The organism is Synechococcus sp. MIT S9509 (genome assembly GCF_047303035.1).
Taxonomy (GTDB): Bacteria; Cyanobacteriota; Cyanobacteriia; order PCC-6307; family Cyanobiaceae; genus Synechococcus_C.
The window spans coordinates 2,750,777-2,777,203 of record NZ_CP138940.1 but is presented as its reverse complement, the minus strand read 5'-3'; the positions used below and the strand labels follow the sequence as shown (position 1 = coordinate 2,777,203).

The window sequence follows — 26,427 nt, the reverse complement described above, 5'->3', positions numbered from 1 at the left end:
CACGAGCCGATGGCTCATCTCAAACTCAAAGACCGTCTGCTCGGTCCAGTTCAGGGGGTGCTGTTCGACAAGGACGGCACCCTTTCCTACAGCGAACCACGTTTGATCGAACTGGCTGACGCCAGAATTGAGGAGGCAGAGCGACGGTTCAGATCGAAAGGCGCCTCAGCCCTCAGGCTTCGGGAACTGCATGACCTGCTGGAGAGAACCTACGGCCGTTCTCTTGACGGGGTCATTCCCGACGGAACACTGGCTGTGGCATCAAGACATCACAACCTGCTGAGCACTGCGACGGTGTTCTGCCAGATGAATCTGAGCTGGCCCCAATCACTGGTTCTGGCTCAGGAGGTGTTCGATCAGGTGGATAGCGACAGAGAAACGCTGTATCCAGGCGGATACCCGATTGGATTGTTACCCGATGCAGCACGTCTTCTGAAAGAGCTGTCCGGAGCTGGAATCATCTGCGCCGTCATCAGTAATGACACAACAGAGGGCATTCAGAACTTTCTCGATCAGCACCAACTCAACGACTGCGTCAGCGGACTCTGGAGTGCTGATCATCTCCCTGCCAAACCGGATCCGGATGCTGTCCACGGACTCTGCTCACAGCTGGAGCTGAAAGCGGAGGATTGTGCATTGATCGGAGATGCCGACACAGATCTGTTGATGGCACGACAGGCAGGGATCGGTCTGACCCTTGGCTATGTGGCGGGATGGCATCGCTTGCCGAAGCTCACCGCCCATGAACATTTGATCAATCACTGGAGCGAACTGACCGCGATCACAGAGGCAATGACAAGGGCTTAAGAAGACGACCTCGTAAAGTCCCGACCAATCACCGATGGTTATGAGTCGATACGTCTTCACCTCCGAATCAGTCACGGAGGGGCATCCGGACAAGATCTGCGATCAGGTCAGTGATGCCGTGCTTGACGCTCTTCTGGCGCAGGACCCGTCCAGCCGTGTGGCCTGCGAAACAGTGGTGAACACAGGCCTTTGCATGATCACAGGCGAAGTCACCTCCAAAGCGCAGGTGGACTTCATCCACCTTGTTCGCAATGTGATCAAGGAAATCGGCTACAGCGGCGCCCGCGCCGGTGGCTTTGATGCCAACAGCTGTGCCGTCCTGGTCGCCCTCGACCAGCAGTCGCCGGACATCGCTCAAGGTGTGAATGAAGCCGATGACCACGCCGGAGATCCCCTGGATCTGGTTGGCGCCGGTGATCAGGGAATCATGTTCGGCTACGCGTGCAACGAGACACCTGAGCTGATGCCTCTGCCCATCAGCCTGGCTCATCGCCTGGCAAGACGGCTGGCGGAAGTGCGTCACAACGGGACACTCGACTACCTCCTGCCTGATGGGAAAACACAGGTGAGCGTGGTTTACGACAACAACAAGCCCGTTGCGATCGACACGATCCTGATCTCCACCCAGCACACCGCGGAAGTGGGGGGCATCAGTGACGAGCAGGGCATCCGCGAGCGCATCACGGAGGACCTCTGGACCCATGTGGTGGAACCGGCAACAGCCGACCTGGCACTCAAACCAAGCCGGGAAGCGACCAAATATCTCGTGAACCCAACAGGAAAATTTGTGGTGGGTGGACCGCAGGGTGATGCCGGACTGACCGGTCGCAAAATCATCGTGGATACCTACGGCGGTTATGCCCGTCATGGCGGAGGCGCCTTCTCAGGCAAAGACCCCACCAAAGTCGACCGCTCAGCAGCCTATGCAGCCCGTTACGTTGCGAAATGCCTCGTGGCAGCAGGCCTGGCTGAAAGAGCCGAAGTGCAGTTGAGCTATGCCATCGGGGTTGCCAAGCCGGTGTCGATCCTGGTCGAATCCTTCGGAACAAGCCAGTTGGCCAACGATGCTCTGACCAACCTGGTTCGGGAGCATTTCGACCTGCGCCCAGGAGCTATCATCGAAAACTTCGGACTGCGCAATCTGCCTCAGCAACGCGGCGGACGCTTCTATCAGGACACAGCTGCCTATGGACACTTCGGCCGCAACGATCTGAAGGCTCCCTGGGAAAACGTCGACGCCAAGGCGGCTGAACTGCGCAACGCCTGATCCATTGATGCACGATTCACTGGCGCTCGGAATCGATCTGGGCACCAGTGGAGTGCGTATCGCGGTTCTCAATGAACAAAGGGAACTTGTCTACACGGATTCCACCAGCTACGAGCGAGGCCTGGCTGATCCGGATGACTGGCTGAAAAGCTGCATCCAACTGATCAAAGGCATACCGAAGCCGTTTCGCTGCAAGCTCAGGGGTGTGGCTGTCGATGGAACCTCAGGGACACTGCTGGCCTGCGATCCAGAGGGCACTCCCCTTGGGAAGGCTTTGCCATACAACGTGGCCTGCCCGGAACAGCTCAAGCAGGTGAGGGAGCTGGTGGAGCCAGGCCAGCCGGCATCGAGTGCCAGTGGCAGCTTGGCCCGAGCACTGAGGCTGCTGCACCAGCACCCACAGCCGCTGATTCTTCGTCACCAGGCGGACTGGATCGCTGGCTGGCTGATGGATGACTGGAGATTTGGAGAAGAAGGCAACAACCTTCGTCTGGGCTGGTCACTCACCGATCAGCGATGGCCCAATGCCTTTGAGCCAGCGGCCTGGAGAGAGGCCTTGCCGGAGATCCGAGCGAGCGGTTCAAGGCTCGGAATCATGGACGGGGCCCGATCAAAACAGCTGGGGTTACCTGAAGATCTGCTGGTGATCGCAGGAACAACAGATGCCAATGCGGCAGTGCTCACCGCCGATGCCGCCGACGATGAGGGCATCACCGTGCTGGGAAGCACGCTCGTGCTCAAACGCTTCACCAACATCCCTTTGCGAACTGGTGCAGGGACCTCCAGCCACCGTGTGGGTGGCCGCTGGCTTGCAGGCGGGGCCTCCAACAGTGGCGGTGCTGTATTGCGCGAGTGCTTCCCGGGCATAGACCTCGAGGAACTGAGCCGGCAGATCGATCCCGACCAGGAGAGTGGGCTGAAACTGCTGCCCTTGAGCGGCAAAGGTGAGCGCTTTCCCGTGGATGACCCTGATCTTGAACCGATCCTGACGCCTCGGCCAGTCAGCGATGCTCTCTATCTGCATGGGCTTCTGGAGGGCCTCAGCCACATCGAACGCCATGGCTGGACGAGGCTCACTGAACTTGGAGCCCCTGCTCCGAAACGCCTGGTCACCCTTGGTGGGGGCGCAGGCAACCCCCAATGGCGGCGCTTGCGGCAACGATTGCTCGGCATACCGATCCGAAGTTGTTACAGCCCACCCGCTGCGGGGGTGGCACGACTCGCACTCACCGCTCTGCAACAACAGCATGATCAAATCAGCCATTCCGGGAGAGAATCGACTGAGCTTCCATGAGCCTTTGGCAAACAGACTCCGTGACGCGCTCGCCATCGGGCTGTTCGTCGTGTTGGCCGGATACGTGGGGTACAGCGGTTTTCGACTGGCCCTGCTGCTCTGGCAGCGCTTTAGCTGATTTCGCTCCCCTCATCCCTGCATCTTTCCCATGGCCGCCGATCCCCTCACTCCAGCCATCAGCGATCGCATCTGTCGTCACATGAATGACGACCACAGTGATGCGGTGCTTCGCTACGCCCACCATTACGGAGGGCTGACATCAGCAACGGCAGCCACGATGACGGGAGTCACTGCGGAAGCCATGACCCTTGAGGTGAATGGCGAGACCGTCAGCATTCCGTTTGATCACACCCTTACCGACAGCGAGGACGCACATCGAACGCTCGTGGGCATGTTGCGGGCCATGCCTGCCGGGGCTGAACAAGGGGAACCCTGAATTCAGCTGCAGAAGTGCCTTTTGCTGACATCCATCCGGAATTGTCTGAAGGAGCTGCTGCTCGAACCGAGCTGTGCGATCTGCAAGCGGCGGACCCAGCGGGAAAAGGACCAGCCTGATCTGTGTGAGGCCTGCCGACATCGGTTCGGTCTCACGGAGGCAGCACTCAAGGGAACGAGCCCACTGCCCTGGCGCGCAGCCTCCTGGTACGAGGGCGACATGCGCGGTTTGATCCTGTCGCTGCGGCGCGATCAGAACTTCAATGCGCTGCGGGCACTCTGCACGGTCCTCCAACTTGACCTGCCACGACAAATCCTGCTGGTGCCGATCCCCGGGTGGAAATCGAGAAACAGAGCCAATCCGCTGCCGGAACTGATGTGTCGCTGCCTGGAGCGTCAATCAATGCAACTTCTGCAGAGGTGCCGGCCCACGGTTGGCCAGCACCGACTCAATCGCAGGCAGAGAGTCAGCAATCAGTGCAACAGCTTCGGGCTGCGGCCTTCATCGACGCAGGAGCCGATGCATCCCGGAGCAACGCCTCCGAACGAGGAGGTCTGGCTGGTGGATGACATCGTCACGACTGGCGCCACCGTCTTGGCGGCACAACAAGCACTTCTTTCTGCAGGAATCGCCGTCCAGGGCGTGCTCTGTCTCGCCAGAACATCAAGGGGGGGGGCCACCCCGTGATTTAAGATTTGAATGTCGCGTGGACAACGCGCCGGGATAGCTCAGTTGGTAGAGCAGGCGACTGAAAATCGCCGTGTCCCCAGTTCAAATCTGGGTCCTGGCACCTTCCTTAAGCGTTAAGAGAACACCGAATGGTTCCTGAAAATGGAGCTGCTCGGTGCTTTTTACTGGCCGACATCTTCAGAAGCCATGCATCCAAGTGGCGGACGTACATCAAACGAACTCACAAGGGCTCGAACGCACCGACTGAACACAAAAAAACGGGATGGCTTCCCTGACCATCCCGTTCCCCCCTGCTTGCGTCATCCAGCTTCCAGCAGACCCTCCTGAATGAGAAACCACAGTTTTGTGTATCAAGCAGATACACAAAGTTGTGAAAGGCACATTTTGGGCACCATTGCAGGATCGAAACGCTTCGTCGTTGATCCTCCCATCGGCAATCAACTCTTACAGGCCAGTAATGAAAGCCTTGCTTTCCCGATGGACTGCTGAATTTCTGTTGAAAGAACACACACACCAACATGTGTGTATGTGTGTGTGGGGTAACGGCGCTGGCGATTCGGTTCTGGTGAAGAGAGCGAGACATAGAATTCGAATCCCTACGCCAAACCCCAGGTCAACGAAGGACCTGCCGCCAAAGCAGTCCATCAGTCAGATCGCGGTGTGGGAGCAACAGGAGATGAGTTTGCCGATTGGCAATGTCTTGACCGTTGCTAAACCAGTTGGAACGTTTGGGAGTAACAGTCTCACCACTTCCAGGGCAACCATTGGTTATGGCCTATTGCAGCATCGCTCCTTGATTCCAGTACCGATTCACGACGATCGTCACTTCAATAACGCCGACGGATTTGCCATGGTGTTCGATCCAGCCTGGAAAGAATGTCTCAAGCGCGGCGAGCTTGAAGAAAAATCAGTTGATGAAAAAATCGAAACCGTGATCCGATGTTTGCATGATCACCCTTTTGTGCAGTCCGAGCCTGAACAGGCTCGTCAGGTCGCTCGGTTCAGAGTGCGCCTGCTTGAGCTATGAACGGCCTGAATGTCATTGAACGAAAGCATCAGGCACTTAACAGATTGAACTGATCATCTCTGTCCTGATCATTGTCGTCTTCATCAGCAGGATCGATCTGTGGGTCATCCACATAGACCGTTTCGTTCAGTGAAGGCACAAGGTCAGGCTCATCGAGATCCTCACGGTCAGAGACTTGTCCATCAACGCAGGCAAGATTCATCTCGGCGGCGGCTGCAGTCACGAGTCCGCTCCCCTGTTCAGGAGCATCTTCGTCGAGCAACAAGCGAAGATGCCTGAGGCGATCACCACTGTCATCAAGCAGCTGCTGACTGGCTTCATCCTGTCCGGAGTCTGTTCCATCAGACCAAGCATCCAGATGCAGCTGCTCGAAACGCTCCTCCAGTGCAAGCAATCGCAGGGTGAGTGACTCTGCAATCTCACTGACAGCATGCAGCTGACGACTGAGCTGCTGGAGCATCACCGACTTGGATTCAGCTGCTGCCATGAGTCATAAACATTGGCGGCCTGATCGTATCGATCATGTAAGGGTTGTCCAGGAGTGCTTGCTGCTACTGCAAACCCACATCGCTCAATCCAGCTTCCGGTGACATCCATGCCGATCGACACCAGGGATTCCGAACAGTACCGATACAGTTCCCAGGGCCGGACTTGAGCGATGAATGGATCACAGCAGGCCAACCTCGTGTCATTGATCGAGGGGGTCGGAGACGAGAAAGAGCAGCTCCACTCGATCGGGGATCAGATCCTTCGACTCAATCTGAAACCCGATGACCTGCAGCTCTGGCAGGACACCTTTGCCTCCATGGCAGAACCAGGGAATGTTCTGCTTGCCTGCGAAAGCGACGCCTGCCCCCTAGAAGCGACCAAACTCACCTGGGTGGTTGGCGCCGCCATCCGCAGCACGGCAGTCAGATCAGCATCCGATGTTGGATCACTGCTGAAAAATCTCGGGGTGTGTGGCCCAATCGCGGATGCCATCCCTCATCACTGCCCGGGGGTCGGACTTGAGATCGCATGGGCTTTCTATCTCGAACGTCACGGCTGGCTGACCGCATGCCCGATTCTTCCGGTCACGTTGAGAAACAACACTGTTCATCCGTGAGCTCCTCTTCAGCTGAACGAATCAAAGAGCTCGCCAGGAAATCGAAGGTGTGTGGTCTCAGCGAGGATCCCAGCCTTCCAGAAGAACTGCGTGATTTGATCCATGAGGCCGATCAGAATCAGCGCCTGCTCCACGACGAGGAGATTCAGTTCTGTTGTCGTTGGTCAGGCCTTGAAGCCGCGCCTCTGACTGCATTGCAACAGCAGGTGCCCGATCTTGTTGACCAGGCGCGGGCGGATCTTCTGAGCGAGCAACCGCAGCTGGTCCAACCAGGCGGGAAATTATTTCCGCAGGATCGGGCCGATGCCTGCTGGCGCGACTGCTTTCATTTTCTGCGGGTCAGCATTTACGGAACGGCCTTACGCAAGACCGACATCACCGACAGGGATGGCATGAGGAACCTGGCTGAGCTTTATGCACAACTCGATGTTCCAGTCGCTGCATTGCTGGTGGCTCTCGATCGCCTGCGCCTTCATTCGGTAGCGAGTTACAGCAGGCTTGGCGCTGATGCGGATGCTCAAGCATTGGGCGACACCTTGTCCCATCTCTGCAACATGATTCGCAAGGAGATGAAGAGACACGACGGGTCGCGACAGCACCTCAGTGAAGCAGACATAAAATGAGCATCGTTGACTGAGCATTTCTACGGATGGCGCTTCGGCTGCTCGACTACCCGCTCACAAGCCAGAACAATCGTGTCGGCGATCAGGGTGGCCTGAAGTCAGAGCTGAATCGAGCCACATTCCCTAGCCGCGAAGATCGAGATTTCCAGATCGAGCAGGCTTATCGGCAGATCTTCTTTCACGCCATGAAATGTGATCGTGACGTGAACCTTGAATCCCAGTTTCGTGATGGAAGCATCACAACACGGGATTTCATCCGCGGGTTGTTGCTGTCAAGACGTTTCCAGGAAGGCTACGTGGCCTGCAGTACAAATTACAGACTCGTTGACCAGGTTGTCGGACGCGTCCTTGGTCGGGAAGTACATGGTCAAAGTGAACGCATCAGCTGGTCAATCCTGATTGCAGAGAAAGGCTTCAGCAGCTTTGTTGATGCGGTGCTCGACAGCAGCGAATATCTTGATTCATTTGGCTATGACGATGTTCCAAACCAGCGTTCAAGAGTCATTCCAGGAGCATCAACAGGTGTGATGCCGATCTATCAGCAATTTCCTCGCTACGGCAGCGACTGGAGAGATCGGCAATGGGATCAGAAACTACAGGCCAGAATTGAAATGGAAACTCTGGCACCTGCTTATATCCAAACGCCTGAGTGGGCCAAGAAGGCATGGCTCGGGCTGGCTGCAATTGGCGCCTTTGAACTGATCAGAGTCCTTCTGATTGTGGCCGGAGAAATGTATGGCACTCGCTGAGTGAAACTTGCTTGATCTAGACATTCTTGCCGTTCACAACCAACAACTGAGAAAGTCGTTGTCCCAATTGACTCGTGAGACACACTGAAGGTTTTGCTTGAAAGAGCCATTCAACACGAGAAACAGCGTCATTTGATAACGACCAATCGCCCACAAAACCATTCATCAAGAAGCATTAAGCCTTGATCCATGGTGATCGAGAAAACCAACGAAATTTGAGAAAACATTTTGTTGCAAGCCACGTGGCTTAAGGGGGCTCACCTGAAAACGCAATTATTGTCAGTGCATAAATATCACTTTGAGATCAGCAATGGTCGCCATCAAGCCGACACGTGATTTCACGAGCCTGAACCGCGTCTCCTACGCCGCAGGTAATTCCACGAAAACATTTCAAAACACGGCGACCAATCTCTACCGACAGGAAAGTGAAAAAGGCAACTTGATCGCACGAAAGGGCCAGGCAGCGTCAACCACAGAGCAATACAAGGAAAATCTCTGCTCCGCCATGGGCATCGGTATTGGGCCAAGGGTCCACAGCGAATGCCCTTTCAGCAGTGTTAATGACCAATACGCATCCAATGGAAGCGAGGCTTTGGAGACAGCTATCGCAGCGAGCTACAAGCAGGTTTTCGGAAACCTCGGCCCCATGGGCAGCCAACGCTGCACTGAACTGGAATCGCAACTCAGCAACGGCGACATCAGCGTGAGAGATTTCGTGGCTGGCCTCGCCAAGTCAGATCTCTACAAAGAAAAGTATTTTCATAGTGTTTCACCGATTCGTGGCATTGAGTTGAACTACAAGCATCTGCTTGGAAGACCTCCCATCAACCAATCGGAAGTGAGTGCGGCCATCGCACTGATCGCAGAGAGAGGATTTGATGCGTTGATCTACAAGATCACTCATTCTGGAGAATATCTTGAAGTGTTTGGAACAGATACTGTTCCCTATCCCCGAGCCTGGACTTCGGCAGCAGGAGCTTATTGCTCCACATTCACCAATCTCGCCAGAGTGACTCCAGCCAACGCCGCGTCGGATACAACGATCGAAGCGCGGAGCCAGCTGGTGATGGAATTCGGCAACGCTCGGAAGATTTCCGAATCAGGCTCCGGATACGACGTGAGTGGATTCGTTTACTCCAAGGCAGTCAAAGACCCATACAGCGGTGCATTCCAACGAATGTATCAGTCTAAAAATGCAAAAACCTGGGCATAAATAAGGAGCCTTCCGCTCCATTATCACCACATCCAAAAATGAGTGGGAAAGCAAAGCACCGGGCCTGGTCAGGCCGGTGCTTTTTAGTGATTTCAAAAAGCCAAAGAAGATCTTGAATCAGCACCTATTCATGATTGCTGTCGAACTGCACCGGCATTAAAAGGAGAACAAGGATCAGCTAAACCTAAAAAACAATCACGCTTTTGCTTCATTCACGAATAGTATTCATCGCTGGGAGAGGTAATCTCCTGACAATACAAACGAGGAGGCCCGTACGCTGACATCACCATTCATCGACCTTCACAACTGGACAGCGCCCGAAACTCAGTCGCCGGAGGGAGCACAGGGTTCAGCAGTGGACGCTCGAGGCTCCGATTGGAGCGGTCATGATTTGGGGCAACGTGATCTAAGCGGAGCTTTGCTCTGCCGTTGCAACCTGCGTGGCACTGATTTGAGCAAATGCAACCTTGAAGGCGCAGATCTGCGTCTTGCGATATACGACTCGAACACCAAGTTCCCCGAGGATTTTGATCATCAAAACAGTGGAGCCGTTGGTCCAGGAGCAAAGCTGAATGGTGCATTTCTGAACAACGCAGATCTAAGGGGGGTTGACCTGCGCAAAGCCGTCTTGATGGGCGCCTATCTCAGTGGGACCGATCTCAGCGGAGCCATTCTCGATGGCACGGCCATGGCTGGTGCAGATCTTCGCCATGCAAACCTGCGAGGCGCGATGTGCAGAGGCACGCGCTTTGGAACCAGTCAGCTGGATATGGCCGATTTCCGAGGCGCAGACCTGGAGGATGCAGCTCTCGACTGCGTTGAATCCATCCGGGGAGCTGATTTCAGTCTTTGCCGGGGGCTCGACCAGCAACTGGAGTCACTGCTGAACCGTGAAGCCCTTGAACTTGATCAATGGAACCCGCTAACACGCAGCTCGACACGGACAAGCCTGGAATCGCTGATAGCTGAAAATGATTCGGCAAACCAAAACTGATGCCTGCTTCAGACCCCTTCCAGGAGCACTGAATTGTCACGTCACGCAATATTTAGACACATTTGATTGAGCTTTATAAAGAACGCGCTCGCGCGCGGTTGATCTGACTGACGATGGGTCCGCGAATATCGCGAGAACCTTCATGCCCTTCGGTCCTGCCTCGCTTTTGGGGGTCGAGCGCTTCTCGGACGAGAGTGAAGCACCCCTCGAACTGCTCCCTGGCGACGACGATGCCAAGAAGGAGCAGGTCATCCGCAAGGTGTACCAGCAAGTGCTGGGCAACGCCTACGTCATGGAAAGCGAGCGCCAAATCATTGCTGAGTCCCAGTTCAAGCTCGGGGAGATCAGCGTGCGAGAGCTGGTGCGACGCATCGCCAAGAGCGAGCTCTATCGCACTCGCTTCTTCGATACCTGCGCCCGTTACCGCTACATCGAACTCGCTTTCCGCCACTTTCTCAGAAGGGCTCCTGAAGACTTCCAGGAAATGCGCACCCATGCTGAGCGCCTCGACAGCAAGGGATACGAAGCAGATATCGACAGTTTTCTGGATTCAGACGATTACCAGAATGCATTCGGCGAGTGGACCGTCCCCTATCAACGCGGTTGGAAAACCGAATGTTGCACGACTCTTCAGGAATTCACCTGGAGCTTCCAGCTGTTACGTGGAAACAGCAGCAGCAGCCTGAAAGGTGATCTGGCAGGCAACCGCAGCAAGCTTGGCGGTGCGGCTTACCAAAACCTGCCACTTCCGGTGGTTCCTCCCTCATCGACACAGGCGACAGGATGGAGTTTCCGCCCTTCGACCGATTTGCAGGATGCACCGACACGACTGGGCGCTGGTGCAGGCGAGGAGGGGGTGACCTATCGGGTGGAGGTCACTGGTTACAGCGCCAACAATCTTCGGCGCATCTCTCGATACACCCGCAGTAATCGTGTCTTTTACGTTCCATTCGACAAGCTTTCCGAACAGTTCAAAAGGATTCATCGAGAAGGCGGAAAGATCGCAAGCATCACTCCGGTGACCTGATCGAATCAGAACAGACATTCGACCCCAACCAAACACCCATTCATCGATCTGAACCATGGCAACCAATCAAACTTCGAACGGATTCGGCGCTGAAACCAAATGGAATAAGCCAGTCAGTTTCCAGAGAAAAGGGCAGAACACTCAGAAGCCTGCACTCACGATCGGAGAGTTCCTAAAGCAGTCCTGCGATCAAATGGCGATCGGCGTGGGCCCTCGCAGCCATGAGGATTGTCCACACCGCGTGACAGCGGAGTGCTACAGCCCCGACGATCAAGCATCGCTGGATGATGTGATTGCAGCCAGTTACCGACAGGTGTTCGGCAATGCACACGTCATGGATTATGAGCGTTGCAATGAACTGGAAGCTCAGCTTCGCAACGGTGATCTCGATGTCAGAAACTTCATCCGAGGGCTGGCGAAGTCGAGCTTCTACAAGTCCCGCTTCTTCTCTGCTGTTGCCCCGCAGCGCGGGATCGAACTGAACTTCAAGCACCTTCTGGGACGAGCACCCCATTCTCAGGCTGAGATTTCACAGAAAATCAGCTTGCAGGCCGGTAGTGGCCACGATGCTCTGATCGACAGCATCATCGATTCCGCTGAATATCTCGAGGTTTTCGGTAGCGACATTGTCCCTTACGCCCGGGCCTGGAGTTCACCCGCAGATCTGGCCACATCAGCATTCCCAATGCTGGCGGCACTGCAAAAGAGCTTTGCCGGAAGTGACAGCGCTCGAGGAAGCAGCAGTGCACTGACAAGCAGCATGGGCTCGGGCATTGCTCCCCGAATCAGCAGTCCTTCAGAAACAATTGGCGTTCGCCCTTCTTCTGCCTTCTCAAGAGGACAGATCCCCAGCAAAGCGCCTGGAATCACCAGCGGCAGCGACAGCGCTCCAATGCGCGGTGACTCCTACGTGTTCTTTGGTCTTGGGCAAAGAGAGCAGGAAACGTTCCAACGCTGTCCTGGCGATAGTGCAGATCAGCTGAATGCTCTGATTCGAGCCTCTTACAAACAGGTGATGGGCAACCCTCATCTTATGGAATTCGAAAGATCCGTTTCGGCAGAAAGCAAATTCATCGACGGCTATCTGAGCACCCGCGAATTTGTGCGTGCCATTGGCCTTTCCGCCGAATACAAGAAGCGTTTCTTCGAAACGAATGCCCCCTATCGTTTCATCGAACTGAACTTCAAGCATTTCCTCGGACGTGCACCTAAAACCCAGGCAGAAATCAGTGAGCACACACGGATTCTTTCTGAAGGTGGTTATGAGGCTGAGATTTGCAGTTACGTTGACTGCGAGGAATACCAAAGCACTTTCGGAGAAGATACCGTTCCATTCGCTCGGATTCTCTCTGAAAACGGCCGCTCACAGGTGGCTTTCAACCGTCATCTCAAGCTGGCCGAAGGGTTCGCTGCAAGCGACACAGTTCTGACCAGTTCTTCATTGGTCACTTCAGTCGCAACAGGAATGGTTCCAGGTGGTTGGAGCTCCACCACAACGAGAATCAACAGAACTGGCACCCAATCTGGTTCACCCGATCCAACCAAAAAGCGCTTCAGAATTGTTGTGGCAGCTCAAGCTGCGCGCACCAGACAACGCACAGCAGGCAACACCTATCTGGTATCAGGGAAAGACATGTCCAGCCAGATGAAGTACATCCACGCAAGGGGTGGGAAAATTGTATCCATCACCGAAGTAATGTAAGAAATTTACATCAATACTTATTGAATAGGCCTTTTGATTATCAAAAGGCCTAAAAATGATCCATCACCTAATCACCTGAGACATGACGGAAACCACCACACTGGCGACCCAGGCAAATGCTGATCTGGGACATGCTGACGAAGTGATTCAAAGCATTTACAAACAGGTTTTCGGCAACCGTCACCTTATGGAGCTCGACGTTAACAAGTCTCTTGAAGCCTTGTTTATGAATGGCGATCTAACGGTTCAGGGGTTCGTGACAGCCCTTGCACAGTCAGATACTTATAAGAAATTATTTCTTGCAGACAAGAGTCCCTATCAGTTTGTAGAGCTCAACTTCAAACATTTACTGGGAAGACCTCCTCATGATCAGCAAGAGCTGATGGAGCATGTCACCCGAATGAACACTGAAGGATATGAAGCTGAGATAGCTAGTTATACGTACAGCGAGGAGTATCTCGCTGCGTTTGGTATTGATAGAGTTCCTCACAATCGCTCAAGCGAATCAATCACTGGTGGTCGAACAATTAATTACACACGAGGAATTGCGGTTGAAGCGGGCTTCGCAGGCTATGACGCCGCAAGCAATGGATCAAAACTCCTGAGCAGCCTCTCAACTGGAAACGCACCTGCGATCGTCGATCGCAAAAGCGTTGGTAATGCCAATGGAATCTCAATTTTTTGGACAACGCGTCGCCAGGTCAGCGCCAATCGCCGTGTGATGCAGAAGTCGGTAGTCAGCCAAACCTCAATGTCTGCAACCCTGAGGAGCATCCAAGCTCAAGGTGGCCGGATCATTTCTATTTCGAAGGCTTAAACCTTCATGGGATTGACCTCTGATTGTTGATTGAATCAGAGATAATTGAATTGGCGTTCAATTACGCCAATTCAATCCCATCAGCTAGACAGATGCCTCTTTTTCTCATCTACACTCCCTGACATGCCAATTTTAAGAGACACGACCAGGTCCGACCCGAATCAAACAGACGCTTTCAATAAATCTGTTGCCTCGGTTCCCATGGCCATGTCCATGATGGTGGATTCGATGGTCAACATGATGCAAGCCAACTTACCTAAAAACACCGAAGGGCTCAATAATCAAAGCAGGAATTAATGATGGATATTGAGCAGTTCGTTGCTCAAAGCATTGGAGACTGGCGCTCAATGAGAAGCGGACATTCTCTTGCATTTCAACAATTCGAAGACGTACTCAGTGAAATATCAATCAAAGAATTCATTGATGATACAAATCAACTAAGAGAACTTATACAGGCTTCGTCTCTGCCAAACGACAGTCACTATATTTCTCCCTTTTCAATGGAATGGAGTGCAGAGAGTGATTGGGAGCCTGATGATCCAAACGAGGTTTCCAGTGGATCATGCATCATTTTGCCAATCCCTAAAGATGGGCAATCCGGAAAACTATTAAGAAGCATTGGCTATGCCGAATCAGTAGCAGCAGAATCAGAATACCGCTTTCTCGATGATGGCACGTTCATTCTCGAAACTCACTATGATCAATCCATTGCGGAAGAAAGGATTTGGTTCATTTCCGACCATGTCCGCTGCCGCTCATCAGTCCTGAAGACCTCAGCGGGATCAGGCATACTGCAAGCATCGTTTGCATCTGAAGTCAAAAAAATTTCCGTTGATTAATTAAAGATTTTAGTTTATTTATGAGACTACAAGACAAAATCAGATTTGCAAAAACGCTGTCTGGAGTCTTTGACAATTTTGCTCAGTCACAAGAACGTCCCAAAGACTTTGCACGTATCAACATCGTATTCCGGCCACTAGCTTGGAATGTTTTTCAAGGACCTGGCTTTTATTCTGAGCAATATTACGACTATTCTCCATGGGATCCCTACAGACAAGGAATTCATCGCTTGTCTTACAAAGACAATTTATTTATCGTAGAAAACTTCGGCTTCAGCAATAAAGAACGTTTAGCAGGATCTGGTAGACAACCAGAATTACTAAAGTCTTTAGATCCCAGCAGCTTACAAAAAAGATGCGGTTGTGCAATGCATTTCAAGGAAAAAACAGCTGGACACTACGTCGGCAATGTCGAACCTGGAAAAGAATGCTTGGTACCAAGGGACGGGAAACTAACGTATCTTGTCAGTGAAGTTGAAGTTGACGAGCAAAACTGGATAAGCCGTGATAGAGGTTTCGACCCTGAAACAGACGAAGTTCGCTGGGGCTCAGAACATGGCCCACTTAAATTCAAACGTATCGCAGATCTTTCTGAGATGATTACACCAGAATGGATCAATGAAGTCAAAGAGTGAATGCAAAGCAGCATAAAGCAGCTTAAAGGATGGATAAGATCACAACACCTGATCTGCGAAGGCACCGACTTTGTGTTTGAAACTGTTGATCAAACTCAGCTCGAAAAATTTGAACAGTGTATTGTTGAAATCGGAGGAAAAGTAAGGCAAATTAAAGCTGTAGGTAACTGGCCTATGGGACCAAATCGTTCCTTTAAAATTCTGCGCGCAATCGCGAGTGTTCCAAGGCCAGGAGGAGAAAATTTAGTGACTTACTGGGCTAAACGTGGCGCCAAACAAACACGTTATTCAGAAATAAATACTTGAGATCACTCCGTAAACCAACCCATCCAGGTTGGTTTTGAGAAGTCAGTGTGCTTACTCCATTTTCTCAAAATTGCTAACGGGTCGATCACAAATCCACGTTCTGCAGCAATTGCAATGACTTGATCCTGATTCAAAGCAGACTTAATCTGGTCCTGAAGGCTTTGATCTGACTTGGCTAGAGCTATAAATTGCTCGAGAATCTGATCCTGTTCAACATCAGACATAATTGAGTCAATAATATCGTGAACAAAGGGCGAGAATCAGGAATGATTCATGTCCGCACCTTCCATCAGCATAGCTCTCCAAGCTGAAATCTGGCGAAATGCCCAAGACCAATGACTCGCTTGAGCACTTAACACTTTTTGCTGCATGGAGTCAGACAATTGTGCAAAATCACATTCATAATATGCTCTCCATTCATTTTGATTAAAATTAAAGCCCTGGCTTTGAGCATAAGTAACAATTTCTTGATGAGAGACAAGAGGTTTTAGTCCGGTCGCAAGCTGATGAGAACGAATAACTTCATCTACAAAACGATTGAGTTCGTCAGATTTCATCAGCAACTCTCGATCCAAATCGCGAAATTGGCATTAGTGCAGATTAATTGCAAAACCAGTGGTCCGCCAGTGCAACGAAGAAGTCTCCAGGGAAGATTTTGGTTGATCACCCCAGAATCCACAAGAATCTTGGGAGGACGCGTAGCTTGATCGAGTGGTATCAAAGCAGCACCTGTTAAGGTTGAATCAACAGATTGAACAACTTTGCGAAGATTTTCAATATCAATCACCTGATTCAACTGATTCTGAAAATCCTGATCGTCTCTTAATCTCTCGACAAAACGCGGCAAAGCTTTTTCCGCTTCAACAGAGACTGGCATTCGATTGATAGAGGATAAGTACATGTTACCAGATAGGAAGAAAATTTTAATGGAGCCACTGCAGGGAGCCAAATCTGTTTACATTGAAAATCAAGACCTGAAGACAAACTGAAAGTCCAAGACAATCTTGTCAATGTGGGATATCGGACACCTCTGCCAGACTGATCGCAAACCTTAGAGATACTTTTATACTCAAAAAGTTTTGGAGAGGAATAGAAAGACCAGCAAAGATTGTTTTTTCCAATGGAACGGTCGAAGAATAAAATGAAATTCTGGCCTCTGACAGAAACGAACAAGTTCATTGACCCGAGAGGGTCCTTCGTGACACCTCACAAATCATCGATCGATGCTGAGACTTCAGACAGCAATCAAATTGAAACAACGTGCTGCAATGGGTCTTGTCCTTTGCGGTCTATTTGGAAGCTCAAGACAAACGACCATCAACAGCCTTCACTGACTCGATCAACCAACTGGATTAAGGATTGAAGCAGCTCCCTCTGAACCCAAACCAGGAAATCCGTCGGTCAATCACTGATCGAAAGAAAATCATTGCCTGCCGCCGCAAGAGAATGCCGTCGTGAAGAAGCTGGCAGATCATGAAATTGACCAGAAATGCATTCGTTGACAAAAAATGCTCATATCTTGTTCAAGCACCTGCAGGGATTGACGAAATGCACTGGACTCAGCAGATCTGAAAATCTTCCCGTCGAGCTCAAATCAGATCTGCATCACTCCTGATCAGCACATCAATGAACAGGTGGCCAACCTTCGAAAAATTCAATGCTTTGATACAAAAAAAGCAATAGATCACCAACGGTATCAACAAAGCCCTCAAGTCCCTGCTGAAAAGCAAAAGACTGAATCGTCCAATATAAGAAAAAATCACTTTGCAGCCTATGACTGACTGACGAAAAGTTCAGCGTGCTACTGCCGCATCGACGCCAAGTTGGCCTACAAGATCACGACTGTTAAGCCACCCCGATCACCCAGGCCAAAGACAACAGATGCATGAGCAGTCGCAACCGTGCAACGAATCGGATAGGGACCTTCATAAAGAGTCAAGAAAAAGCTCATAGCATTGAAAAGGCAATGTGAACGGCGCCTTAAACAGACGTCATAAACATGCACATCCACTGCAGCACTTGACTTCCTGGGGCACGGTCAAGAGGAGGTTGCAATTTTTGGTTTTTCCTTGGAATTGAGTTTGCAAACTTGTGTGTCCTGACAATCTGCTTTTGGTGGGGGAACAGAAAGCAGGGTTAACGTCATTCGTGATGCGGATTTGCATCCCCCTCTAAAACTTTCCGAAGCACCCATGCTCGACGCATTCTCCCGGAAGGCCGTCTCGGCCGATTCCAGCGGCGCTTTCATCGGCGGAGGCGAGCTGGCCTCCCTCAAGTCATTCATCTCCGATGGCAACAAGCGTCTCGACGCTGTCAATGCAATTACTTCTAACGCCGCTTGCATCGTTTCTGATGCCGTTGCAGGTATCTGCTGCGAAAACACCGGTCTGACCGCTCCCAACGGTGGCGTGTACACCAACCGCAAGATGGCTGCATGCCTGCGCGACGGTGAAATCGTTCTCCGTTATGTGAGCTACGCCCTTCTGGCCGGCGATGCTTCTGTGCTGCAGGACCGCTGCCTGAATGGTCTGCGTGAAACCTACGCCGCTCTGGGCGTCCCCACCGGCTCCGCTTCCCGCGCCGTGGCGATCATGAAGGCTGCTGCCAGCGCTCTGATCACCAACACCAACAGCCAGGCCAAGAAAATGCCTGTCACCCAGGGTGATTGCGCAAGCCTGTCTGCTGAAGCAGGCAGCTACTTCGACATGGTGATCAGCGCCATCAGCTGAACCCTATCTGCTTGATCGTTCAAAACAACACACATCCTTCATCATGAAGTCCGTCATCACCACTGTTGTCGGTGCAGCCGATAGCGCTTCCCGCTTCCCCTCTGCTTCCGACATGGAGTCCGTTCAGGGTTCCATCCAGCGTGCAGCTGCACGTCTTGAAGCTGCTGAAAAGCTTGCTTCCGGTTACGACGCCATTGCTCAGCGCGCTGTTGACGCTGTGTATGCCCAGTACCCCAACGGTGCTACCGGCCGTCAGCCCCGCGCCTGTGCCACCGAAGGCAAAGAGAAGTGCAAGCGTGACTTCGTTCACTACCTGCGTCTGATCAACTACTGCCTGGTCACCGGCGGAACCGGCCCTCTGGACGAGCTGGCCATCAATGGTCAGAAAGAGGTCTACAAGGCCCTCAGCATCGACGCTGGCACCTACGTTGCTGGTTTCTCCCAGATGCGTAACGACGGTTGTTCACCCCGTGACATGAGCCCCCAGGCTCTGACCGCCTACAACAACCTGCTGGACTACGTGATCAACTCCCTGGGTTGATCAGTCAGCTCGACTGTTGAATAATTCAGCAATGTGATTGGGGTGGGCATTTCTGCCCACCCTTTTTTTTACCCTGAGTTCAAACGTGAGCTTCACGCTCAAACTTAGCCATTGCTGAACAACGGTCATCCAATCGGTCACTTCACTGATCGTGAAAAAAAGAATTGCACCAATCTCGACAGCGACAAGAATCCGTTAATCGATCTCTTGTTCACCTCAAAGTTTGAAACCGATTGCTCTTGAGCTTCAGCATTTAAAGCAACTGTCAGGGGTAATTCGGGACAAATAGTCAAACCTATCCCAATTCACATCATGCTCGGCCCAGAAACCAGTCTGAAATCAATCACATCAGCAACCAGAACCGGTCCTGCTGCTTATTCCACATCCAGCAAAGCAGGAAAGAACACGATTCACCGCACATTCGCGGGGGCACGCGCCGAGTATAAGAGGCAACACTGTGCGGCAATGGGAATTGGAATCGGTCCTCGACTTCACTCGGAATGTCCCTTTGGAGCAGTTTTTGATCAGTACAACCCTGACAACAATGCAGCGCTAGAACGCGTTATTGCTGCTGCTTATCGTCAGGTTTTTGGAAACCTTCATCCCAGAGAGAGTCAGAGAGAGACATCACTGGAAGTGAGACTGATGAATGGCGAAATCACGGTAAGAGATTTCGTCAATGGCCTAGCAAAGTCAGATTTCTACAAGGCAAACTTTTTTCACAGCGTGGGCGCACAGCGCGGAATCGAGCTGAATTTCAAGCATTTGCTTGGAAGGGCTCCCCTGAACCAGGCAGAGGTGCAGAACCATATCAAACTGCAAGCTGAAGATGGTTTTGACGCGCTGATCGACAAGCTGACTGACTCCGCTGAATACACCGAGGTTTTTGGTTCGGACATTGTGCCCTATGAAAGAGCTCACGATTCCTACGCAGGGATGTTCAACCGTTCCTTCAATCTGATGCGTGAATTGGGTGGCATGAAGGTTGCCGTCAGCGACAATGCCCAGGGCCGCAACAGCCGTACGATCAACCCCCTGGCGATTGCATCAAGAGAAGAATCCAAGCCCCAGCCCTTCAGCTACTCCGCGGTTCAGAAGACCCCTGTCAAGCTTCCACAACAGCAATACAGCGGACATCAACCTCCGAAGATGACCGACTACGTGGCATTCAGACCTTTCGGAGTTCACTTCTGAGCCAAACGCAAGTTTGATCCATAGGTTTCAAAACCCATCTTTTGATGGGTTTTTTTTTGCCAATACCCAACACCAAGCTTCGAGTTAATCAATTAGATTACATACAAGTGAATGAAGATCATGAATGAGTCGACAACAAATCAGCAAATAAACAAACCTGACAGTCTTACTGAACAGGAAGCTTTTGAGTTAGCTGAAGTACTGAAGCAAAAACTGAATGATCAAGAGACACCAAGCTCTGATCAAACTTCAATCAGGCAAATGATTGCTGGACTGGGTGATCAGCGCGGTGCTTTACGACTGACATTCGCACAAAGCCTTGGAAATGTGGGTGAAGCAGCTGTTCCATATTTATGCGATGCATTACAAAACAATCCGAATGTCATCATTCGGCGCGCATCTGCAAAAACACTCAATCTTATTGGTAGCCTAAAAGCATTACCCAATCTGGTTGAAGCATTCAGAACAGATTCTGATCCAGTTGTTCAAGGATCATCGGCAGGTGCCATGGCAACGATTGGAGCGCCTGCAATCGATGATTTACTACAAATTCTGGTAGAGCCAAGCTGTACAGCCTTTCAGGTAGGGCTCGTCAATCTTGCACTCAGCTTTATTGGCTCAAAAGCACCAGATGCATTTGAACAAGCAACACAATCAAGCAATATTGAAATCCGAATAGCGGCGATCACAGTTCTAGCCGAGCAGATTCAGGCGCAAACAAATAATTCCGCAAAAAAAGCATTGATCAAAGCACTATCAGATGACGCCAGCGAAGTCCGGGCGGAGGCGGCCACAATGGCAGGCAAAACGTTGGAGCCTGAAGACGTCTCCAAACAATTGTGCAGGATGCTCAAAGATCAATCTAAGCAAGTCAGAAAAAATACAGCACTTGCTCTGATGAAAATGGAAGCAACTGATGCTATTGATTGCATTAAAGATGCAATAAAAACCGAAAACGAGGAACAGGTCAGGTCTGTGATGAATGTAGCCGTTAACGTACTAAGCAAAAGTTAAGACTTTATCAATCAAAACCCAGGCTCTGACGTCTTTCAAGACTTGCCTGAGCGACTTCGCGAATTAATTTGTCCTTTGAATCATCTTGAGCCAACTTTTGCAGGCATTCATTAACCAGTGGAGAATCTAATTCGGCCAGCGACATAGTCGCACCTTGTACATGCGCAATATTGCTGTTGTCGCAGGCTTTGATCAACAAAGGAATAACCCGAGATTCTTCTGAAGCTTGTTTGGATAGGTGGCCAAGAGTCATCAGAGCGGACTGAGCGACGACAGGACTGACATCATCCAGAGCTTCTTCCAACATCGTTATCGTTTCAGCAGAAAAGGCTTCATCAGGAAAACTCACTGATACCTGAACGATTGCCTTGATACAACATGCTCTGATCGTTCCGTTATCGGATGATTCAAACAGTTGAATCAGCTCAGGGACACTCTTATGACCAATCATCCCTAACGCTTTAACCGCAGTGCGATATACACCTGGATCAGGGTCGTGCATCAACTTGAACAGTCGCGGCATTGCCTCTTCGGGGAATTGCTCTGCCAAACGTGAACATGCGGCGAAGCGAATATTGGGATTTGGGTGGAGTAAATCAGCAAACAAAGAATCAATGGAGTAGCCGGAGGCGTCCATATAAATACACTTGTAATTTTGTCAATTATACACTACCGCCGATGAATATTTAAGTTATACCATTAATGCTGAAAAGCATACTTGATCATGTCAACTGAGTCGACGCTAGCTTGGCCTGGACAAAACAATCATCATCATCAGCAAGAGATTTCAATAAATCTTGGTTTTGAACCCTATTGGTATGTTTAGAGATTGATTCCAATGCCAGAATAATCACATAACGACAATCCCAGGGAGGCGAATATTGCTCATCCAAAAAGTGTGGTATCAGCTCAAGGAAGAGATCTGGATTGAGTTGAGCGATGGAGTAGATAGCCGCAGATCGACTTTTCTGAAACTGAGGTCGCATATTGATTGCTGACGCTTTCAGAATGTCCTCAATGAAATGCTTAGCCTGGCTGGACCAATCGACCCGCGAACCAATTAATCGCATAAAAAAATAATGCGCTCCATAATCGTTATGGGCCTCCTCTTCCCACTCTTTAAACATTACAGGCCAGAGCACGTCCGAAGAAACACAGCTCAATGTCTTCATGGCAAGATAACATCGGCTGAAATCGGTATTGAAGAGATCACGAACTAAAAAATGAGGGTCAGGTGTGGCGTCATACTCATGAACAATATTAATGTCTTCAGGGTCATCGACAAGAACAGCATCTACAAGATGAGTTGATCCCACTAATGTGAATTGGTCCAGTGAACCGAGAAGAAGCCTGCAAGCACGGATTCGAAAAGCTGGAGAGACAGGCGAGCCAATAATCGAAGGAAGATAATCAACAGCTTGAGCATCAATCAAATCCTGGATTGCGCATTGTCTATCCATCTGATTTGACAACACTAGATGATCAGCAATAACAGAAAGCTGGTTTTTAAAACCTGAAAGCTGAGCTTCAGCAGAAATTGCTGCACCTCTGACGCCTGGAGATTCGTTATTCCTAAACAACTGAATAGTACTCAGACTTTCTTGCACAGACAAGCTCGCCAAGCACTGAATCAATACACGTTGATTACAAATATTTTCATTCAAAAGACTAATCATTTTTGCAATCAGCTCAGGCTGATTGCACCTCAACAGTTTAAGCGCGTAGACAGAATTTTCAACTAAATAACGATCATCAGACCATAGGCATTGGCCTATCTTGGATATCGACGAGTCAGCACCTAGCCTCGCGAGAATTTCTACAGCCTTTCTTTTCGCAATATTGACAGCCTGCTCCTTGAGAGGATTGTCCAACAAATCCACTAGAGCTTGCTCTGTTTGAGAGCTTGGGCAATTAATTAAGTGACACGCGGCCATATAATAGTCACTTTGCGACTCCAGCTCATCGAGAGGCCGAAGAAGAATCTGGCGCGCATGTTCACATGTAAGCTCGGGATGAATATTGTCAAAACGACCCGTCATTAAGAGAACAAATAGTGTATAAATTGTAGCTCAAAAGCCGGCAAGACGTCTTTACTAAACTCAAACAGATCAAAAAAAACTAACTCAATGTCGTCAAAAGCAGAAACAGCATAGACTTCCACGAGTTACTTAAACATTGTGGGACCTTTTTCTGGGAAACGATTCATAGTGCAAACAACGACCATGAATCGCTCAAGGCCGTCGATGTCAGTCAATTTCAATATTCCATTCAATGCTCTGTGCCAGGGGATGCAAGTGATGCATCGATCCGGATTTAGCGTCACTGCGCTAAATACAGATTACGTAAAAGGTGAAGGCCAAGTTCAAACAACTACTGGCAATAACGACCTGAAAGCTGAGAAAGCACCAAAATCATCTAATCCTAAAACCACACAGTTAAAAACAGAGAGCAAGTCAGAAAGAACAAAATCAGAGAAAAAGTCAACTCAGAAGAATCGACGCCAACGACGCAAATAAAAAATCTGACCTTCGTTATTTCATGATCTAATTTCAAAGATTGCATCTCTGGGGCGACCGCTTTTAAGGCCTTCCCAGTTGATGCCTAATAAAAATTGTTCAGGATCCGGACATTCAACAACATCAACACCCCAAGACCCTTCTTGAAGTGGTGAACCGGATGTTCCAGGAGAATCTTTTCGGCCCCCGAGAGCAAGCCAATGATGGCCAGAACTGTGAGAGGAAGAGATTCGAAACTTTTTCCATGCCTGAACAAGCTCTTCGGCCATTTCTGCAGGTGACAACGAAGATTCCAAACGAATAAGCCAATGCGGGTGGTTCAAGACTTCAGCTTTATTGAAAGCATTTGATTGATTCAGCAATCCCTCAGCTAATACCTGAGCAGAGATGGCAGGTACGCTATCTGATGTGACCTGGAGATTATGCGAAACAATAAAAACGGTCATGGTTTGAGCTATGGTCAAAGTTAAGTGCGATGTAAGAGCTCAATGAATGACTTCACTGAAACACAGTTGAGTCAAGAAGAAGCTCTTGATCTTGCCAATCATCTCAAAGAAAAACTGAGAGCTGGATTGCCGATCGAATCTGATCCAGATTCAATATCAACAATGGTAGCTGGGTTAGGGGATCCCCGAGGACTTCTTCGACGCCAAATTTCCGAAGGTTTGGGATCGATTGGAACAGCAGCTGTCCCTGCTTTATGTCAAGCGATGCGTTGCAGTGATCAAGTCACAGTAAGAAGAGCAGCTGCTAAAACGCTGATCCTGATTTCAGACCGGAAAAGCCTTCCTGATCTGCTGACAACTTTTCTGAACGATACAGATTCAGTCGTACAAGGCTCAACCATGGGAGCTATGGCTTCGATGGGGAAAGAATCGATTGGTGCAATTCTGAGCATCGTTGAGAATGTGGACAGCACAGAGATGCAAATTGGTCTTGCTAATTGGGCACTAACTATCATTGGTGATAGGGACCCAGAGATACTCAAAGATGCATTGTCTTCAGAAAATCCTAGAGTACGAAAAGCTGCGATTTCAGCTCTTGCAAGCCAGATTCAATCCCCAAGCTGCGAAGAAGATCGCACTTTGATCCATCAATCTTTTCAGGACCCATGCGCTGAAATACGATCTGAAGCAGTGATTCTTCTTGGAACTCTTGAAGATTCAGAATGGTCATTGGATTTACTTTCAGAAGCTCTTTCAGATCAGGATAGTTTGGTCAGAAAAAGCACTGCATTATCACTCATGAAGCTTGGTTGCAGTTCAAGCATTCCTAAACTTCAAAAACAACTCGAGGACGAATCTGATCCAATAGTCTGCAACGTTTTACAGCTTGCGATCAATCGACTCCAAAAATCCCTAGAAAACCACTCATAAAAAAAGGGGATGCTTGAACACCCCCCCAACTTTGCTTTTTACGGTGAATCGAACTCAGGAAAGAGCGTTGATCACATAATCCAGGTAGGACTTGAACTCGTTGAGAGCCTGGGGGCTCATGTCACGAGGTGCACAAGCACGATCGCGGGTGTAGGTGAGCGCTTCAACGTAGGGGCCGGTAGGCAGGCTGAGTGAGCGGTATACCTCCCGAGCTCCTGCAATTCCCCACTCATCCAGAGGACCGGTGCCGCCAACGACGAGGCAGTAGTTGATCAGACGGAGATAGTGGCCCAGGTCGCGATAGCACTTGTCGACCTTGACCTGACTGTCACCGGCCTCGCCGGGCTGCTTCAGATAGGCGTACTTGTTAAAGCACGCATCACCGGCTTCACGGGTCACGGCATCCAGACCGGCAGCCAGCTTTTCAGCTGCTTCAAGGCGAGCGGCGGCACGTTGGATATTGCCCTGAACGGCTTCAAGATCGTTCTGGGAAGGGAAGCGACCTGCTGCGTCTGCAGCAGTCACAACTGTGGTAACGACGGACTTCATTGATGGGTTCCTTTAAGAGGGAGAGTGTCTGAAAAGAAAGCGAGAAGCCGTTCAGGAGACGGCGCCGATCACGCGATCGAAATAGGAACCGGCTTCAGCTACTAGAGCTGAGCAGTCGCCTTGGGTGGTCTCCATCTTGCGGAAACGCTTGCCGCCGGAAGCAGGAGAGTTGGTTTCGCCGATGAGAGCCGTTGCTGAAGCCTTCATGATGGCCACGGCGCGAGCAGCCGACTGGGTCGGTACTCCCAGAGCGATGTAGGTCTCTTTCAGACCATTCAGGCAACGGTCATCCAGCACTGAAGCGTCACCTGCAAGCAGCGCATAGCTGATGTAGCGGAGCACGATCTCGCCATCGCGCAGGCATGCAGCCATGCGGCGATTGGGATAGCAGTTACCACCAGCCTGAATCAGGCCGGTGTTCTCGCAGATCATGCCGGTCACGGCATCAGAGACGATGCAGGAGGCGTTGGAGGTGATGGCGTTGACAGCGTCCAGGCGCTTGTTGCCTTGGCTGACATAGCTGCGAAGGACAGCGAGGTCGCTACCACCTACAGGTGCGGTTTTGGCGTCAGCGCTGACGACCGAACGGGAGAATGCGTCGAGCATTTGGGGCCAGACAGTTTTGTGGGGGAGAGGCTTCTAATGCCGAGAGCAACCACTGAGACAAGACCTTTGAAGGTGTCTTGAGACGATGGTTGAAAAACCCAAGGGGTTGGAAGCGCTTTAACAAACTAAGCCGGGTCAACCAAGCAGTGGTTAGGGATCAGCTGATCACGCAAGAGTTCGTCACCTTGTGAGCTCAACATGGTCCTCAACAGGCTTCGAAACCCCACCACCCTGGCAACGATTAGTGCAAAAGGCACGTATTGAAGGTACATCTGCCTGCAAGACCTCTAGATCACCAAACGCAACAGGGCAGCGCTGAGGCTTCAGTTGGTGGGTAGGCTCACAGGCGCTTTTCTGTTCATTTGCTCAGC

Annotated in this window: 33 protein-coding genes and 1 tRNA gene; 25 read left to right on the top strand and 9 right to left on the bottom strand. The window is 50.8% G+C overall.

Annotated elements, in window-relative coordinates; all coding sequences use genetic code 11:
* The first annotated feature begins 9 nt into the window (after positions 1-9).
* From SIB73_RS15455 to SIB73_RS15425, 7 genes are all read left to right on the top strand, one after another.
* Entirely contained in the window at positions 10-807 is a 798-nt protein-coding gene (locus SIB73_RS15455) for an HAD family hydrolase (protein ID WP_413403808.1), read from the top strand.
* A 40-nt stretch (positions 808-847) separates the two neighbouring features.
* A complete protein-coding gene (metK, locus tag SIB73_RS15450; protein WP_413406085.1) occupies positions 848-2,074 on the top strand; it encodes a methionine adenosyltransferase in 1,227 nt (408 codons plus the stop codon).
* 4 nt (positions 2,075-2,078) lie between these two features.
* Positions 2,079-3,368 (top strand): FGGY-family carbohydrate kinase, encoded by a 1,290-nt coding sequence (locus tag SIB73_RS15445; protein WP_413403809.1) that lies wholly within the window; start codon positions 2,079-2,081, stop codon positions 3,366-3,368.
* 148 nt (positions 3,369-3,516) lie between these two features.
* Positions 3,517-3,804: a DUF2470 domain-containing protein gene (locus tag SIB73_RS15440; RefSeq protein ID WP_413403810.1), complete on the top strand. Its 288-nt coding sequence runs from the start codon at positions 3,517-3,519 to the stop codon at positions 3,802-3,804.
* A gap of 21 nt (positions 3,805-3,825) precedes the next feature.
* Positions 3,826-4,491, top strand: coding sequence for a ComF family protein (locus SIB73_RS15435; RefSeq protein ID WP_413403811.1), 666 nt, complete (start codon positions 3,826-3,828; stop codon positions 4,489-4,491).
* A 30-nt stretch (positions 4,492-4,521) separates the two neighbouring features.
* Positions 4,522-4,594: transfer RNA gene (locus SIB73_RS15430), tRNA-Phe, on the top strand.
* Between the two features lie 357 nt (positions 4,595-4,951).
* Positions 4,952-5,521 carry a hypothetical protein gene (locus tag SIB73_RS15425; protein WP_413403812.1) on the top strand — a complete coding sequence of 190 codons (570 nt, stop codon included), beginning with the start codon at positions 4,952-4,954 and terminating at the stop codon, positions 5,519-5,521.
* A 28-nt stretch (positions 5,522-5,549) separates the two neighbouring features.
* Here the strand turns inward: SIB73_RS15425 and SIB73_RS15420 are convergent, their stop codons facing one another.
* Complete coding sequence (locus SIB73_RS15420) at positions 5,550-6,008, bottom strand: hypothetical protein (protein ID WP_413403813.1); 459 nt, start codon at positions 6,006-6,008, stop codon at positions 5,550-5,552.
* Positions 6,009-6,179: 171 nt separating this feature from the next.
* Here SIB73_RS15420 and SIB73_RS15415 point away from each other — a divergent pair, with 171 nt between their 5' ends.
* From SIB73_RS15415 to SIB73_RS15365, 11 genes are all read left to right on the top strand, one after another.
* On the top strand, positions 6,180-6,626 hold the full coding sequence (locus SIB73_RS15415; RefSeq protein WP_413403814.1) for a hypothetical protein: 447 nt from the start codon (positions 6,180-6,182) through the stop codon (positions 6,624-6,626).
* A complete protein-coding gene (locus SIB73_RS15410) occupies positions 6,623-7,249 on the top strand; it encodes a phycobilisome polypeptide (protein WP_413403815.1) in 627 nt (208 codons plus the stop codon). Before SIB73_RS15415 ends, SIB73_RS15410 begins: the two co-directional genes overlap by 4 nt.
* 26 nt (positions 7,250-7,275) lie before the next feature.
* Positions 7,276-7,998: a phycobilisome rod-core linker polypeptide gene (locus SIB73_RS15405; protein WP_413403816.1), complete on the top strand. Its 723-nt coding sequence runs from the start codon at positions 7,276-7,278 to the stop codon at positions 7,996-7,998.
* A 310-nt stretch (positions 7,999-8,308) separates the two neighbouring features.
* Complete coding sequence (locus SIB73_RS15400; protein ID WP_413403817.1) at positions 8,309-9,211, top strand: phycobilisome rod-core linker polypeptide; 903 nt, start codon at positions 8,309-8,311, stop codon at positions 9,209-9,211.
* A gap of 292 nt (positions 9,212-9,503) precedes the next feature.
* Positions 9,504-10,205: a pentapeptide repeat-containing protein gene (locus SIB73_RS15395; RefSeq protein WP_413406086.1), complete on the top strand. Its 702-nt coding sequence runs from the start codon at positions 9,504-9,506 to the stop codon at positions 10,203-10,205.
* Positions 10,206-10,347: 142 nt separating this feature from the next.
* On the top strand, positions 10,348-11,232 hold the full coding sequence (locus SIB73_RS15390) for a phycobilisome linker polypeptide (protein WP_413403818.1): 885 nt from the start codon (positions 10,348-10,350) through the stop codon (positions 11,230-11,232).
* A 55-nt stretch (positions 11,233-11,287) separates the two neighbouring features.
* Positions 11,288-12,934: a phycobilisome rod-core linker polypeptide gene (locus SIB73_RS15385; protein WP_413403819.1), complete on the top strand. Its 1,647-nt coding sequence runs from the start codon at positions 11,288-11,290 to the stop codon at positions 12,932-12,934.
* A gap of 82 nt (positions 12,935-13,016) precedes the next feature.
* On the top strand, positions 13,017-13,751 hold the full coding sequence (locus tag SIB73_RS15380; RefSeq protein WP_413403820.1) for a phycobilisome rod-core linker polypeptide: 735 nt from the start codon (positions 13,017-13,019) through the stop codon (positions 13,749-13,751).
* 299 nt (positions 13,752-14,050) lie between these two features.
* A complete protein-coding gene (locus SIB73_RS15375; protein ID WP_413406088.1) occupies positions 14,051-14,590 on the top strand; it encodes a phycobiliprotein lyase in 540 nt (179 codons plus the stop codon).
* 20 nt (positions 14,591-14,610) lie between these two features.
* Positions 14,611-15,225: a chromophore lyase CpcT/CpeT gene (locus SIB73_RS15370; protein WP_413403821.1), complete on the top strand. Its 615-nt coding sequence runs from the start codon at positions 14,611-14,613 to the stop codon at positions 15,223-15,225.
* On the top strand, positions 15,226-15,531 hold the full coding sequence (locus SIB73_RS15365) for a CpeR family transcriptional regulator (protein ID WP_413403822.1): 306 nt from the start codon (positions 15,226-15,228) through the stop codon (positions 15,529-15,531). It begins immediately after the preceding gene.
* Positions 15,532-15,533: 2 nt separating this feature from the next.
* Here SIB73_RS15365 and SIB73_RS15360 read toward each other — a convergent pair whose 3' ends face one another.
* Genes SIB73_RS15360 through SIB73_RS15350 form a run of 3 tightly spaced genes read right to left on the bottom strand, consistent with a single transcriptional unit; the run spans position 15,534 to position 16,408 of the window.
* Positions 15,534-15,755: a Nif11-like leader peptide family natural product precursor gene (locus SIB73_RS15360; protein ID WP_413403823.1), complete on the bottom strand. Its 222-nt coding sequence runs from the start codon at positions 15,753-15,755 to the stop codon at positions 15,534-15,536.
* Between the two features lie 36 nt (positions 15,756-15,791).
* Positions 15,792-16,088, bottom strand: coding sequence for a Nif11-like leader peptide family natural product precursor (locus SIB73_RS15355; protein ID WP_413403824.1), 297 nt, complete (start codon positions 16,086-16,088; stop codon positions 15,792-15,794).
* Positions 16,088-16,408, bottom strand: coding sequence for a Nif11-like leader peptide family natural product precursor (locus tag SIB73_RS15350; protein ID WP_413403825.1), 321 nt, complete (start codon positions 16,406-16,408; stop codon positions 16,088-16,090). The genes SIB73_RS15355 and SIB73_RS15350 overlap by 1 nt, the downstream gene beginning before the upstream one ends.
* Before the next feature lie 757 nt (positions 16,409-17,165).
* Here SIB73_RS15350 and SIB73_RS15345 point away from each other — a divergent pair.
* The 5 genes from SIB73_RS15345 to SIB73_RS15325 all read left to right on the top strand — a co-directional run bounded on the left by SIB73_RS15345 (position 17,166) and on the right by SIB73_RS15325 (position 21,009).
* Positions 17,166-17,312 (top strand): hypothetical protein, encoded by a 147-nt coding sequence (locus tag SIB73_RS15345; RefSeq protein ID WP_413439655.1) that lies wholly within the window; start codon positions 17,166-17,168, stop codon positions 17,310-17,312.
* A 411-nt stretch (positions 17,313-17,723) separates the two neighbouring features.
* Positions 17,724-18,260, top strand: coding sequence for a bleomycin hydrolase (locus SIB73_RS15340; protein ID WP_413403826.1), 537 nt, complete (start codon positions 17,724-17,726; stop codon positions 18,258-18,260).
* Between the two features lie 43 nt (positions 18,261-18,303).
* Complete coding sequence (gene mpeA, locus SIB73_RS15335) at positions 18,304-18,801, top strand: class 2 C-phycoerythrin subunit alpha (protein ID WP_066904288.1); 498 nt, start codon at positions 18,304-18,306, stop codon at positions 18,799-18,801.
* Between the two features lie 312 nt (positions 18,802-19,113).
* A complete protein-coding gene (locus SIB73_RS15330) occupies positions 19,114-19,995 on the top strand; it encodes a phycobilisome rod-core linker polypeptide (protein WP_413403827.1) in 882 nt (293 codons plus the stop codon).
* A 120-nt stretch (positions 19,996-20,115) separates the two neighbouring features.
* Entirely contained in the window at positions 20,116-21,009 is an 894-nt protein-coding gene (locus SIB73_RS15325) for a HEAT repeat domain-containing protein (RefSeq protein WP_413403828.1), read from the top strand.
* A gap of 7 nt (positions 21,010-21,016) precedes the next feature.
* Here the strand turns inward: SIB73_RS15325 and SIB73_RS15320 are convergent, their stop codons facing one another.
* Both SIB73_RS15320 and SIB73_RS15315 read right to left on the bottom strand, forming a co-directional pair.
* Positions 21,017-21,646, bottom strand: coding sequence for a HEAT repeat domain-containing protein (locus SIB73_RS15320; RefSeq protein ID WP_413403829.1), 630 nt, complete (start codon positions 21,644-21,646; stop codon positions 21,017-21,019).
* 85 nt (positions 21,647-21,731) lie between these two features.
* The gene (locus SIB73_RS15315; RefSeq protein ID WP_413403830.1) at positions 21,732-23,048 is read right to left on the bottom strand and encodes a HEAT repeat domain-containing protein; all 1,317 of its coding nucleotides are present in this window, start codon (positions 23,046-23,048) and stop codon (positions 21,732-21,734) included.
* A 204-nt stretch (positions 23,049-23,252) separates the two neighbouring features.
* Here SIB73_RS15315 and SIB73_RS15310 point away from each other — a divergent pair, with 204 nt between their 5' ends.
* Entirely contained in the window at positions 23,253-23,525 is a 273-nt protein-coding gene (locus SIB73_RS15310) for a hypothetical protein (protein ID WP_413439654.1), read from the top strand.
* 20 nt (positions 23,526-23,545) lie between these two features.
* Here the strand turns inward: SIB73_RS15310 and SIB73_RS15305 are convergent, their stop codons facing one another.
* Positions 23,546-23,971 (bottom strand): DUF2656 family protein, encoded by a 426-nt coding sequence (locus SIB73_RS15305; protein ID WP_413403832.1) that lies wholly within the window; start codon positions 23,969-23,971, stop codon positions 23,546-23,548.
* Between the two features lie 42 nt (positions 23,972-24,013).
* Here SIB73_RS15305 and SIB73_RS15300 point away from each other — a divergent pair, with 42 nt between their 5' ends.
* Positions 24,014-24,901, top strand: coding sequence for a HEAT repeat domain-containing protein (locus tag SIB73_RS15300; protein ID WP_413403833.1), 888 nt, complete (start codon positions 24,014-24,016; stop codon positions 24,899-24,901).
* Between the two features lie 54 nt (positions 24,902-24,955).
* On the opposite strand, the gene cpeA is transcribed toward SIB73_RS15300, so the two are convergent.
* The gene (gene cpeA, locus SIB73_RS15295; RefSeq protein ID WP_066904317.1) at positions 24,956-25,450 is read right to left on the bottom strand and encodes a class 1 C-phycoerythrin subunit alpha; all 495 of its coding nucleotides are present in this window, start codon (positions 25,448-25,450) and stop codon (positions 24,956-24,958) included.
* A gap of 51 nt (positions 25,451-25,501) precedes the next feature.
* Positions 25,502-26,056, bottom strand: coding sequence for a class 1 C-phycoerythrin subunit beta (gene cpeB / locus SIB73_RS15290; RefSeq protein WP_067095448.1), 555 nt, complete (start codon positions 26,054-26,056; stop codon positions 25,502-25,504).
* Positions 26,057-26,427 lie beyond the last annotated feature (371 nt).